Raw genomic sequence first — 13558 nt, 5'->3', positions numbered from 1 at the left:
TAAAGAGCCTAACAACCTACAAATCCTTAGGATTCACCCCAATGGAGTTGAACAATTTGGCTTTCGCCGAAAAGAACTTGTTCTGTACCGCATTCCTTTTCAGTTCAGCATCTATGAGTTTGCTTTCCCGGGAGTTGACCAAAAACAGGGAACTCTCCCCAAACCCGAACTTTCGTTCTTCGGCAGCTACTAGGGTGTTGTAGTTGAGCACCACATCGTCCATTAGAACGTTTTGTTTTTCAAAGGATTCCAGTTCACGGTAGAGCCCTACAATCTTGTTCTTGATCCGTATTTCGGCATCATCCAGTTCAAATTGGGCATTCTCTAATTTCATCTTTGCTAACTTTAAATCGCCCCGTTCCTTTCTTAAAAAAAGTGGCAGACTAAAGGCTACACCACCTTTGTAGGCTTCGGTAGTAAGGCTGGAAAGGTACTCCGGTTTTTCCGTTAGAAAATTATACTGCAACTCAATTTTAGGCAATAGTTTATTGGCTTTCAGTCGCTTTTCTACAGTGAGGCCGTCAATTTTATACGACAAGGATTTAAGCTTAGGGTGGTTGGCTATAGAAAAACTATCCAAAGGCATTCCCATAATTTCCAAAGTAGTATCTATGGCGCCCGCCAAATTAGCTTCGGGAATTACGTTGGGCTGCAGTTCTACCGGCATATTATCACCCATCCACAGAAAATTGGACAACTCCAGTGCACTTTTCATAAAACGCACCTTGGCCTGTTCCAAATTCAGCTCTCGGTCTTGCATGGTAATTTTGGCCTCCACAGTATCTATAGCGGCCACTTCTCCCGCCAGGGCACTTTTTTTCACCCCTTCAAAACGCATTTCGGCATTTGCCAGAAAATCAGTGTACACTTGTTTATCTTGATAAGCATGCAACCAATTAAAATAGGCCAACGATGCTTCAAAAAGTACCTCGTTCACTTGCAGGTCACGCTCTACCAAAGAACGCTCCTTAAAAATTTTGGCCTGCTTTAACGTAGCCATACGCTCATTAATCCAAAGCCCCTGCCCTACGGACATGGAAACTCCGGCACTGTAGAGTCCGTCATCCGGGACGGTTTGATCAGGATTCAGGTACACGCCTTCGTTCTGCTCAAAGTTTCCTTTTAGCTCAACCCCGTACCAAGTAGGAATCTTGAACGTGGCGTTCAAGCGGTCATAATATTCCGTACCCTTAAACTCTTTTCGGTCATAATCTACCTCAATTTTGGGGTCGAATCCCCCGCGGGAACTCATTAATTGGGCCTGTCCCATTCCTATATTCAGTTGGGCCTGTTTAGCTATGGGGTGGTACTTTTTTACGTACCCCAGATATTCGTTAAAACCCAATACCACCTCCCCAGGCTGTTGCGCCTCTGCAGCAAAACAGCAAACCCAAAAGAAGCAAAACCATATGTTCCTCATCATTTTTCCTTTTTTGCGGTGGATTGTTTAGGCTGATAATAATTAGGCGGGAATCCGTTTATCTGACGCCATAGCTCGTACCAAATAGGCACATCTTCTAAAAGTGCAATGGTGCTGGCCCCGGAACCTACCCTCATTTCTTTGGGCCACTCCTGCTCTTCCGGGTCCGGTGCGATCAATACCCTGTATTTTCCGTTGGGATCAATAAACGTTTCTACGGCCACAATGGTTCCTCCAAAAGTACCGTAAGAGGCATTGGGCCACCCGCTAAACACAATGGCCGGCCAACCATCAAACTGTATGCGGACTTTCTCGCCCACGTGTACCAAAGGCAGGTCCATGGGACTTACAAAGGTCTCCACCGCCATTTCAAAATCGGACGGCATAATACCCACCAAACGATCGCCTTCTTTAAAGTTTTGACCAATACCGCCCTGTACCGCCTTGTTGATGTACCCGCTCTGGGGTGCGGTTATATAGTACATGCCCGTGCGTATCTCATAATTGGCATACTGGTTCTCCAGTTTGCTTACTTGCGCCTCGGAATCAAACTGACTGGACTGTGCCGTGTACATATCGCTCTGCGCCTTTGAAATTTTATCCGTGTACTCTACTTGTACACGATTTACTTCCATTTCGGCATTCAGGACCTCGTTTTTGGCAGCCAGTAATTTGTTCTCTTGGGAAATAAGCTTGGCCTGGGTTTCTTGCAGTTTCAATCGTTTCGCCTCCACATCGGTCATAGATTTTAGACCTTCTTGCTGCAACTGCTCAATACGGTTATATTGCCGCTCCGCAATCTGCAGGTTGGTATGGGCGGCCTCCAAATCTATACTATCGCTCTTTACCTTTAATTTGGACTGTAACAACTTGTTCTTTGCCTGCTCCAGCTTCAGGCCACGCTCATTGTTCAAAGCTGCAATCTGGTTGTTCAAGGCGCTTACTTTACCTTGGTAGGACTCTACGGACCTGTTTTTGGCCTGGATCTGTTGTCCGGTACGTTCTACCAAACGGGGGTCAAAATACTCGTTCTTAACTTCGGAGATATGTAAAATGGTATCGCCCTTCTCTACGTAATCGCCCTCTTGCACGTACCATTTTTCAATACGTCCCGGAATGGGCGATTGTATGCTCTGCGGGCGGTGCTCCGGACTTAAAGTAGTTAGGTTACCCGTACCACGAACACTCTGCGTCCACGGAATAAAAAGCAGGATAAACCCAAAAAGTGCGGAACCCAACAAAAACCGGTTCAGGTGCTTGTAGTGCCTTTGGTGGAACACCCGGTCCGTAGACTTATAGCCCGTTAGGTGTACCGTTTTATTAAGGGGGTTTTTAGAAATATTAAGCATAGTTTCTTATGTTATGGCTATAATTCGGCCTTGGTCCATGGTTATGATTTGTTTGCAGGTCTCCATCCACCTTAGGTCTTGGCTTACGACTACCAGTGCCCAAGGGTTGGCGGGATCGCCCAGGAAATTCATAAGGCGCTCGGATTCCACTTGATCAAATTGGTTGAGCGGATCGTTCAGCAAGAGCAGTTTTGGTCTGCGTACCACACTACGCGCCAGTACGATCTTTCGTGCCACGGTATACGGTATCTGCTGCCCTTCCGGATAGATAATGGTGTTTAGCCCGTCCGGTTGTTCCTTTACGAACTGCAACAGCCCCACATTTTCCATGGCCCAATGCAGGTCTTTGTGGGAAATGGTACTATCGCCATAGGTAATGTTCTCTAGAATGGTACCCTCAAACGGACTCTCCTCTGTCATGGACTGGCCCAAGAAAGACCGGTAATGGTTAGGGTTGATTCCGCTTAGCGAAAAATCGTTCGCATAGATATTCCCTTCCGTAGGTTCTATGATACCCGCGATCAATCGTAATAAGGTAGACTTGCCCGAGCCGTTGGAACCAATGATCTGGTACCTAGATCCGGGTTCTATTTTTAAGGAAATATCGTGTAAAATTTCATGCTCTTTGGTACCAAAGGAAACCTTGTCCAATTCTACCGTTAGACTGCCTTCTTCGGTTAGTGGGCGCTCTCCGTCCTGTTTTTCCAGATCACGGTCTACCACCTGCCCCATTTTTTCCAAGGAGGTCAACAGGTCATAAAAAGTCTCCAGCCCACGGATCAGTTTTTCCACGGAGGTAATTACCAAAAGGATAATGATTTCCGCGGCCACAAACTGCCCAATGTTCATTTCTTGGTTCAGTACCAACAGCCCCCCAATAACTAGAAGTCCCGCTGTTACCAACACCTTAAAACCTATCATTTGTATAAACTGAATCACCAACACCCTAAAATGGCTCTCACGCGCCTGTAGGTAGTCTTCCACCAGCATATCATTCTTATCTACGGCAAGACTGGTTCTCCCGGAAAGTTTAAAACTCACCAATGAACGCGCCACCTCTTGGATCCAATGCGCCACTTTATATTTGCGCTTAGACTCGTCCAAACTGGTATCCATACCCTTTTGTACCGTAAAACGGAAAACCACATAGATCAATAACAGCAAAAGCATGCCGTAGATGATAAAAAACGGATGGTAGAAAGATAACAGCAACAGGCCAAAAACAATCTGTAACAGCGCCGCCGGAAAGTCCAATAAAAGTTTGGAGAGTCCCTTTTGTACATTGAGCGTATCAAAAAAACGGTTCGCCAACTCGGGCGGATAATAATTGCGTAGTTCGCTCATCTTAATTTTTGGAAAACGATAGGTAAACTCAAAAGAGGCCCGTGTAAATATTTTCTGTTGCATATTCTCAATAATGCGTATCTGCATTAATTGCAACAGGCCGGCAAAGGCCACACCACCGGTAACCAAAATAACCAGAACGATCCATGAGGTGCTAATTTCCGCACCCTGTATTAAGTTAATGATAGACTGTATACCCAACGGAAGCGAAAGGTTTACCAAACCGGCAAAAATGGCGTAATAAAAAATCTGTAGTACATCTCTTTTATCCAGTTTTAGCAAGCCCATAAGGCGTTGCCATGCCGTTAGTACGTTTTTAACCATTAAGTTTTTTATTTAAAGAATTAAATACCAGTTCTGTAAAGTAGTTGGTTGGGTCGCCTTTTTCGTGACAGTCCGTTAAGGAAGGAAAATGGTCTTTTAGAAAATATTGATGCAAAGAGCCTTCCAGTACCGTACTGGCCAGACTACTAGGATATGGGTACGAGGCATCTACCTCTTTGATCATGGTACTCAAGCGGTCTACCAACCTTTTATAGATTACAAAATAGCCCTCCTTATTATTGGTGTCCACCTCTTTGGTTAAATAAGATTTAGAATACTCGTTAATAACAATGTGGGTTAATAGCACCTCATTAATGTGCGAGATATTGCTATCCACCTCCGTAGGTTGGGTAACGATGGCCAAGGCCGTTTTTAATTTCTCCCGGGCATCTTTCATGCTATTGGTAGAGAAAACCAATTTGTACTCCAACCAGCTCCAATACCATGAGGTAAGGTACAACAACATTTTGTGTTTGTTCTCAAAATAGCGGTAGATAGAACTTTCATTGCTTTTAATTTTAACGCCCAACTTTTTAAAGGTGAAGGCCTCAAAGCCTATTTCATGGATCAACAGGATACTTTCTTCCACAATGCGCTTGCCCAAGGTGGTAGACTGCGGGTCTTTGATATATAGTTTATCGTTAACCCCTATTTGAATTGATTGTAAAAGACGCTCCATAGCTCTGAAATAATAGTTACAGCGATAAATATAACAGTATTACTATCATAACTTGAAAGTTTAACTTTTATTTTAGACACTATTACTACTATTTATAGTGACAGCCCTACTATTTTATGGGGATGATAAAAAAGAGATTATTTTTTTACGGATTCCCCAACTATGTCCTACATCTATAAATTCTGACGTTTGGTCGAAAAACACTACAAAAACAGCAATTGTAAAACGGACACTTACTTGTATCTCAACTTAATTCTTGATATTTAAAATTATCTCTAAAATAAATGTTGCAAATATCTTTGTCATTCACTTCAAATACTGGAATAGGCAGGAAATAAATGAAAGTAATCCCGAATAAATGTTGATGGGCTGCTGTATGAAAAAAGACAAAATTACGTTACTTTCGTAGTGTGATGGGTCAAATAAGAAATAGCGTATTCACAAAAATCCTCTGGGGGCTTATGGGCCTTTACTTGCTTAACTTAAGTGTAGACCCTGCAGACCCTAATCCAGCATATATACCAGAAGACTTGACCATAAACGATCAAGAAAGTATTGTAGAAATCATTGTTGAGAAAATTCTTGGGTACGAAGATGCCATTGAAGAATGTGATGATAACGATATCACGGACCACAACAAGAATACCAACCTAAAAATAGAGTTCATTGCAAACAGCCTTGCAGACTCCTCTGTCTATTACTGTTTCGCACGAACCCTAAAACATCAGTTCCCTGATTATAACGCCCATCTTACCAACGGCTATCAAAAGCTAGCCACCCCTCCGCCCAAAGCCTGATTTATTTTTACAGTTTAGTACGTTCCTGCCACCCATTATAGTGGCGGCACACTCTTATTATGTTTAAAAATAAATCTAAAAATGAAAAAAAAAACAGCAGTAATGCTAATCATAACATTGGCATTATCCACATATTCAAAGGCCCAAAAAAACAAGTCCGAAAAAGATAGCATTTATATACATCAAATAGAAGACCAAAAAGAGCCTGACAAAGTTTTGCATGCCGAACCACTCTATATAGACCTTATACGCGACCTAGGGGCTAGAAAGGGAGAAAAAGAGTGGAACTTGGGCTTGGGCCTTACGGACTATTTAGAGTTTGACAGCTATGAAGCATTGGTGGAATACGAATGGGCACCCATAAACCGCTTGGGTCTTGAGGTAGAGTTACCTTTTACCTTTTACTCCCCTGCAGGAGTTGCGGATAACAGCGTACCCTCTAATAAGCTCAATAGTATAAAAATTGCGGCACAATGGTCCTTTTTTGTAAGCGAACCCATGGCAACCTCAATGGCCCTTGGGTATATTAACGAGTTTGAATTATCGGACTTTAAGAACTTTGGCAATCCCATTATTAAAGGTAACGTATATAACCCGTTTCTGGTGGTGGCCAAACGCTGGGGAAACAATTTCCACTCCCTTGTTTATACCGGTCCTATGATTGAACAAAACTTTGAAACCGCAACATTTCACACCACTTATGATGTGAACACCAGTTTTCATTATATGATCACCGGAACCAGAAATTTTCTGGGTGTAGAGTTCAACAAGACGTTTGACCAAAGTGATTTTGACATGGTCATTAGACCACAAATGCGTGTAGGTATTGCAGACAATCTCATGATAGGTATTGTGGCCGGTATACCCGTTAGCAGGGAAAACGAGAGATTGAGTTCTTTTTTAAGGCTCATTTGGGAACCCAAGCACACTCATTAAAAAAAATAGGCTTGTACAATGCCAATTGTTGTACAAGCCTATCTTACATTAGATTGCACCCTTTCAAAAAACTTATTTACGTCTATAAATTCGTACACTTTATCGAATAAAACGCTAAAAACAGCAATTGTAAAACGGACACTTACTTGTATCTCAACTTAATTCTTGATATTTAAAGTTCTGTAGGAAAGTGATGTTTAGGTTTGAGCGAAAATGATGCTATTGGTTGTAACACAAGTTCTTGGTTAGCTTTTGACCACTTTTTTTTGTGATTACGCTTTTCCGTAAAACTATAAGATGCAAAACGGAGATATTTGTAGCATACCTTTTAACCAACCTTATGTTCACAAAAACAGGAATGGGCATATAATGCCATAAAGACTAATGACTTTAAAAAAATAATTTATCTAACTCTAAATCTAATGGTTATATGCAATTTGCACTATATCCATTAGTTGGGCACAATATAAATGAACCTAGAACAAGAAATATTAAATCTAAAACCAAGAGAGGAATCTGGTAGTAAAACTGCTCGAAAATACACCTTTCAAAAAGACTTGTCTCTGTATTTACTGTTGACAGTTCACGAGAAAAGTGATGATTATGTTTTTCTTTTTGATTTTCACGATGATTTAGTTGTTTTGGATTCCGAAACAAAACCAAGTAAAATTGACTTTTATCAAATTAAATCCAAGGATTCTGGTAACTGGACAGTCAAAGCGTTAACCAAAAAGGAAAAAGAAAAATTATCTATAACAGGAAAACTATATTTAAATAAGATAAACTTTACTAAAAACACAAATTCTTTAAATTTCATTTCTAATGCCAACTTCAGTTTTAAACAGCTAACTAACGGAGAAGAATCCCTCAAAAGGTTAAAAATTAAGGCAAAAGAACTAGATAAATTTATTTTCAAAGAATTTGAAGATTCAATAAAAAACGAACATAAGTTAACAAATACACTGTTTGGAGAATTAACAAGTTTTCACGTCACCAAACTAAGTAATAAAGACAGTTCTACACATTGCCTTGGAGAATTAAGTAAATTGATTAACAAAATTAATCCAGAGAATAGTATAAATCCGGAATTAGCTTATAAACAAGTCTTTAATGAAGTTTCTCGGCAAACAGAAAATACCTTCGGAGATAAAAGCATCTCCAATCTGGATGAACTAATAGATATAAAAGGAATATCAAAACGTCAATTTATAGAGTTTCTTGAAAAGGCTGGTCTTTATAAAAGTGTAAAACAGGAGTGGGATGAAATTAAGACTTCTTTAGAATCTTGTAGTATTGGTCATATTGAGCTAATGAAATTCAAAAAATATTGGAGAGATGTAACTGCAACTTTAATAAAAGACAGTAATAAAATTCCATTAAAAAAATTAATAAAAGACATTGAAACAGTTTACAAAAATGAACTATCTATTGGTACAATAGACGAATCAAGCAACCTTTTGACAATAATAAACCATTGTTTCTCAAAAGTATCATCAAGTTTCTATGATGATTATTTCGTTAAATGTCTTGTAATTAAGGTTATCAATGAAGAATAAAGGTAATTTAAAAAGACTCGTCAGAAATTTAAGAGTAAAAAAGAATGAAAAAATTATACATATCGGAAATGCTATTGCTGTCTCAAAAAGAGAAAAAAGCAAAAAGAGTTAGTTTCGATAAACATAGAACATTAATTTATGGTAAAAACCATACTGGTAAGTCCTCTTTAATTAAAAGTATTTATCGGACTTTTGGAGCTGAACCTCTTTTAAATTCTAAATTTAAAAATGCAAATGTTGCTTCTCTTGTAAAGTTTGAATTAGACGGCGAGAAATTCCAAATTTTAAGAGATGGTAAACGCTTTTCAATCTACGATTCCAATGATGTTTCGTTGGGAATATTTGACTCTGTAACCAAGGAACTTGCACCTTTTTTAAGTAATTTATTTGATTTCAACCCTTTATTCCAGTCTCAAAATAGTGGTTTTATTATTCCTCCACCTGCCTATCTACTTCTTCCTTATTACGTAGACCAAGATGAAAGCTGGAGTAAAAGTTGGTCTTCGTTCAAGTCTTTACAGCAGATAAAAAGTTATCGAAACCAATGCATATTTTATCATTCAGGTATTAGACCTAATAAATACTATGAGACGAAAAAAGAAATCGATATTTATCTAAAGGCTATAGATGAAACCGAAAAGGAACAAAAGCTGACGGGCAAAATTTTAGAAGATGTTAAAAGTAAATTATCTCAAACTAATTTTAACATAAACATAGATGAATTTAAAAAAGAGATAACTGCATTATTAACTGAATTAGAATCTTTAAAAAAGAAAGAAGATTCTTTAAAATCCGATTTGCACGATTTATACCATTTAAAAGCCTCTTATGATACACAAATAAATATTGTAAAGCAGGCAATTTTAGAAAGTCATAAAGATTTAAAATTTGCTTCAGAAAAATTACCAGAAGTTGTCGGATGTCCAACTTGTGGTGCGGAATATGAAAATTCTTTTGCAGAAAGGTTTGAAATTGCGCAGGATGAGCAAAAAAGCAAAGACCTTCTGATTGAGTTAAAAAAGGAAGTAAAAGACATTCAAGATAAGATCAATTCGGAGAACAACAAACTTAATTCAACATTAAGCGAAGTAAGTAAAATTGACAAAATTCTACAAGAAAAAAAAGGTAATCTCAAACTTAAAGATGTAATAGAAAGTTCAGGAAAGAATCAAATAAAATCAATTTTTACGGAGAAATATGATGACTTAAAACAAACTCTTGTTGAAAACACTTTAGAAAAAGAAAAATTAGAAAAAAAATTAAAAGAATTTGAAAGTAAAAAACGAAAAGATGAAATAGTTGGTTATTTCAGAACTAAATTAACTTCATTTTTAAAAAAATTAGATGTTCATTCATTGTCCGAAGATGAATATAAACCAATAACTTCAAAAATAGAATCCAAAGAGACTGGGAGTTCTCGACCAAGAGCTTTAATAGCTTACTATTTTACCTTCTTCCATTTAATGAAAAAGTTTTCTTCATCGACTTATTTTCCCTTAATTGTTGATTCACCAAATCAGCAAGACCAAGACGTTGAACACATAGATAAAATAATGAAATTTATCCAAGAAAATCAACCAAAAGACAGTCAACTGATATTAGGACTTGCGGAAACTTATGGAGTAGATTTTAAATGTAAAACAATTACGCTTACCGAAAAATATAGTTTACTTCAGAAATCGGAATATGATGATGTACAAGAGGAAATGATTAGTAAGCTAAGTGAACTTTGGGAATAAATACTGTGCCCAACGATATATAAAATAATAGTGGTTTAATAGCTAAAACGAAAGTAAATAAATATAAAAAAGGTCTGTGTTTAACCGAAAAGTTAGTGTGTTAAAACCCGCTACTATTCTTATGCTAGACCGTTGTGTGCAATTCGACCAAAACCTATGATAAAAGTTGAATATTTAGTATTTGTAGATAGTAAAAATATAAAATGTACAAATATAAAATCCTTTGAACATTTAATTCAGTCCGACCCTGACATACAAATCGACAAAGGAAAAATCATTTTTAAAGAAAAGTTTAAAGCTTCATATTCTATTAATTCTGGAAAAATAGCCGAAACAGAAAAAGTTTATTTTCATTTAAAATTTTCTGTTGCGAAAACTTCTGAAATTGATAAATTAACTGAATTACTAAAAAGCGTTAAATCAATTTTCTCGATAATTACAAAATCACCACAAACTTTATTTGATGGTATTAGTCAACACTATGCTAATAAAGCTTATCCAACTATCTACGAAATAGAAAATTTAATGCGTAAATTAATAACTAAATTTATGCTAATAAATGTTGGAGCAGATTGGACAATAGAAAAAGTTCCTGATGATGTTAAAAACTCAATAAGTAAAGAAAATAAAGATTCTACTTATTTACATAATGTTGATTTTATTCAGCTCAAAAACTTCTTATTTAGTGAAAAGTACACGGTTAGTAAAGATAACCTTATCAATAAACTAAAAGCTTCTAAAGATTTATCCGAACTCAATCTGACAGAACTTAAGCAAATGATTCCAATCTCAAATTGGGATAGATATTTTTCAAATGAAATACCGATAAGTCAAGAAAAGTTAAATCATCAGTGGAGTGAATTATATGATTTAAGATGTAGTGTAGCTCATAATAAAACATTTACAAAAGCTGATTTTAATAAAGTTAATGATTTAGTAAACAATCTAAAGCCAATTATTGAGAAAGCAATTGATAAACTAGATTCAATTGGTATTAGCAAAGAAGAAAGAATAAATCTAGAAGAGGAAGTCGCAGGAAATTTCAGTCCTTTATTTGGTCACTTTATTTCTCTTTGGAAAGAATTAGAGAAAGTTCTCTATGAAACTGTCGATGCTAAAGTAAAAAACGAAGAAGCTGAATTAATTGATAAAAGAAGAACTTTTAGTGGAGATTTAAGACTTTTAAAAAATCTAAAATATTTTGATGAAAGCACCTATTATACAATTATTCGCTTAAAAAGAATTCGAAATCGCCTTGTTCATTTCGACGACAATATATCGGAAGACAGAATCTTATCTAGTATTGCTCAATTAAAACATACAATCGATAAAATGAATAGATGGTTATAAAAAATCCACCCCGCTAGCGCAAGCGTCACGCTCGTGCCAGCTTACTTCACTAAAATAGTGCACCCCACGAACTATAAGCTACATTTCATACCTTAGACCTTCAACCACCCTACATGCGCTTATTGGATTTTCTTTTTGAAAAAAAAGTATTGACTGCATGGGGTATGATTAAAATTTACATTCCCTCTTCGCCTTCAATTCAAAAAAATGTAGTACTTTTTTACCCGCTAAGGTCATACGTGAGACCTCTTCCCCAAAACATGTTCCCCTTTTTTATGGTATAGGTGTAAAATTTGAGCTAAACTACTGCGCACAAGCGTATATCTTAGCTACAGGTGGTCCTACTCTCACGGGTTATGGCCCACCCCTAGAAGATATCCGGCAGTTAAACCAAAATATCAGTTATGAAGAATTACTTAAAATTTTTAGCGGTACTCCTATTTGTAAGTTGTGGTAACGATAAAACGGTTGCCCCAAAAATGGCAGAAGTAGACCAAAGTACCCTTGCCAAACATATAGAACGCTTAGCCTCAGATGAGTTTCTGGGAAGAAAGCCCTTTACGGAAGGTGAGGTAAAAACGGTAAACTATTTAAAGGACGAGTTTGAAAAATTGGGCGTTTCTCCCGGAAACGGAGACAGCTATTTTCAAGAAGTGCCCATGGTAGAAATTACGGGTACGCCTTCTGAAAAGATGGTCATTTCCGGTAAAGAGGGCAGCTTTAACCTAGATGTTCTTAAAGATTTTGTGGCCACCACCAGTAAAATGACTACGGATGTAAGTCTGGACAATTCCCAACTTGTTTTTGCCGGTTATGGCATTGTGGCACCGGAATACGACTGGAACGATTATGAGGGTATTGACTGGAAAGGCAAAACTGCCGTGGTCCTGATTAACGACCCTGGATTTCAGTCTGGGGATTCTACTTTGTTCAAAGGCAATGAAATGACCTATTACGGCCGTTGGACCTATAAATATGAAGAAGCGGCAAGACAAGGCGCCAAGGGCCTTATCATCATTCACGATACCGAGCCTGCTTCTTACGGTTGGAACGTTGTGGAGTCCGGTTGGAGCGGCTCTAAATTGATTATAGAAAGTGACCAACCCCTGTTGGATGTAGAATCTTGGATCAGTGGGCCTAGTGCCGAGCTGCTGTTCGATGCTTCGGTCATGAAAGGTGAAGACTATAAAACCCTGGCCAGAAGTAAGGTCTTTAAACCTATTCCGCTAGATCTAGAAGTTTCCGTGGCCATTCAGAATAAAATAAAAAAGGACGTTTCTAAAAATGTAATCGGCCTTATTCCCGGCACGGACCTAAAAGACGAAGTTATCATCTACTCCGCACATTGGGACCACTTTGGTGTGGGCAAAGCCATTGATGGCGACTCCATTTACAACGGTGCCGTAGACAACGCCTCAGGTACAGCGGGTCTTTTGGCCTTGGCCGAAGCGTTCAAAAAAACGGATACCACCAGACGTTCCATTGCCTTTATTGCCGTAACCGGAGAAGAGCAAGGCCTGCTGGGTTCTGCCTTTTATGCCGAAAATCCCATTTTTAATCCCAAGAAAACCGTGGCCAATATTAATATTGATGCGCTATCCAGCCCCGGAAAAATGAAAGACCTGACCATAACCGGTTTTGGACAGTCCGAAATGGATGAATATGCCGAAGCAGCGGCCCTAGAACAGGACCGTTATATTATTCCAGACCCCGATGCCGAAAAAGGGTATTTCTTTAGATCGGACCATTTCAATTTTGCAAAAATTGGTATTCCAGCCCTATATGCCAGTGGTTCCCATGAAGGTTTTGACATGAGTATTGAGGAGATAAAGAAAATGAAAGCGGACTATTTAACCCATATCTACCACCAACCCTCGGACGAGTACGATCCTGAAACCACGGAACTGAGCGGCGTTCAATTTGATCTGCAGTTATTTTATAATGTAGGATTGCGATTGGCCAATGAAGATTATTTCCCAAAATGGTACGATGGAAGCGAATTTAAAGCGGCCCGTAAATAGGTATTAAAGCATTAAACTATAAGTTAAAACACGGTTTAAGGTA

The 13558-nt window shown here is 38.2% G+C and carries 10 protein-coding genes; 6 read left to right on the top strand and 4 right to left on the bottom strand.

Annotated features, from left to right (window positions below):
• Positions 1 to 16: 16 nt before the first annotated feature.
• The 4 genes from KO513_RS15650 to KO513_RS15635 are packed head-to-tail and all read right to left on the bottom strand — an operon-like array spanning position 17 to position 5116.
• Positions 17 to 1423 (bottom strand): TolC family protein, encoded by a 1407-nt coding sequence (locus KO513_RS15650; protein ID WP_252735882.1) that lies wholly within the window; start codon positions 1421 to 1423, stop codon positions 17 to 19.
• Positions 1420 to 2769: an HlyD family secretion protein gene (locus KO513_RS15645; protein ID WP_215439798.1), complete on the bottom strand. Its 1350-nt coding sequence runs from the start codon at positions 2767 to 2769 to the stop codon at positions 1420 to 1422. The genes KO513_RS15650 and KO513_RS15645 overlap by 4 nt, the downstream gene beginning before the upstream one ends.
• A gap of 6 nt (positions 2770 to 2775) precedes the next feature.
• Positions 2776 to 4437, bottom strand: coding sequence for a peptidase domain-containing ABC transporter (locus KO513_RS15640; RefSeq protein WP_215914202.1), 1662 nt, complete (start codon positions 4435 to 4437; stop codon positions 2776 to 2778).
• On the bottom strand, positions 4430 to 5116 hold the full coding sequence (locus tag KO513_RS15635) for a TetR/AcrR family transcriptional regulator (RefSeq protein ID WP_215914201.1): 687 nt from the start codon (positions 5114 to 5116) through the stop codon (positions 4430 to 4432). Before KO513_RS15635 ends, KO513_RS15640 begins: the two co-directional genes overlap by 8 nt.
• 461 nt (positions 5117 to 5577) lie before the next feature.
• Between KO513_RS15635 and KO513_RS15630 the strand changes: the two genes are divergently transcribed.
• The 6 genes from KO513_RS15630 to KO513_RS15605 all read left to right on the top strand — a co-directional run bounded on the left by KO513_RS15630 (position 5578) and on the right by KO513_RS15605 (position 13515).
• Complete coding sequence (locus KO513_RS15630; protein WP_252735877.1) at positions 5578 to 5913, top strand: hypothetical protein; 336 nt, start codon at positions 5578 to 5580, stop codon at positions 5911 to 5913.
• A gap of 102 nt (positions 5914 to 6015) precedes the next feature.
• On the top strand, positions 6016 to 6849 hold the full coding sequence (locus KO513_RS15625; RefSeq protein ID WP_215914396.1) for an HAEPLYID family protein: 834 nt from the start codon (positions 6016 to 6018) through the stop codon (positions 6847 to 6849).
• A 470-nt stretch (positions 6850 to 7319) separates the two neighbouring features.
• Positions 7320 to 8405 (top strand): dsDNA nuclease domain-containing protein, encoded by a 1086-nt coding sequence (locus KO513_RS15620; protein ID WP_215914199.1) that lies wholly within the window; start codon positions 7320 to 7322, stop codon positions 8403 to 8405.
• Positions 8406 to 8449: 44 nt separating this feature from the next.
• Positions 8450 to 10144, top strand: a complete 1695-nt coding sequence (locus KO513_RS15615; RefSeq protein ID WP_215914198.1) for an AAA family ATPase — start codon at positions 8450 to 8452, stop codon at positions 10142 to 10144.
• 156 nt (positions 10145 to 10300) lie between these two features.
• On the top strand, positions 10301 to 11494 hold the full coding sequence (locus KO513_RS15610) for a HEPN domain-containing protein (protein WP_038233890.1): 1194 nt from the start codon (positions 10301 to 10303) through the stop codon (positions 11492 to 11494).
• A 404-nt stretch (positions 11495 to 11898) separates the two neighbouring features.
• On the top strand, positions 11899 to 13515 hold the full coding sequence (locus KO513_RS15605) for a M28 family metallopeptidase (protein ID WP_215914197.1): 1617 nt from the start codon (positions 11899 to 11901) through the stop codon (positions 13513 to 13515).
• Positions 13516 to 13558: the final 43 nt, after the last annotated feature.

It is taken from the genome of Zobellia sp. B3R18, assembly GCF_018860715.1.
Taxonomy (GTDB): Bacteria; Bacteroidota; Bacteroidia; order Flavobacteriales; family Flavobacteriaceae; genus Zobellia; species Zobellia russellii.
The sequence above is the reverse complement of the archived record's forward strand: the minus strand, read 5'-3'. Positions and strand labels throughout refer to the sequence as shown.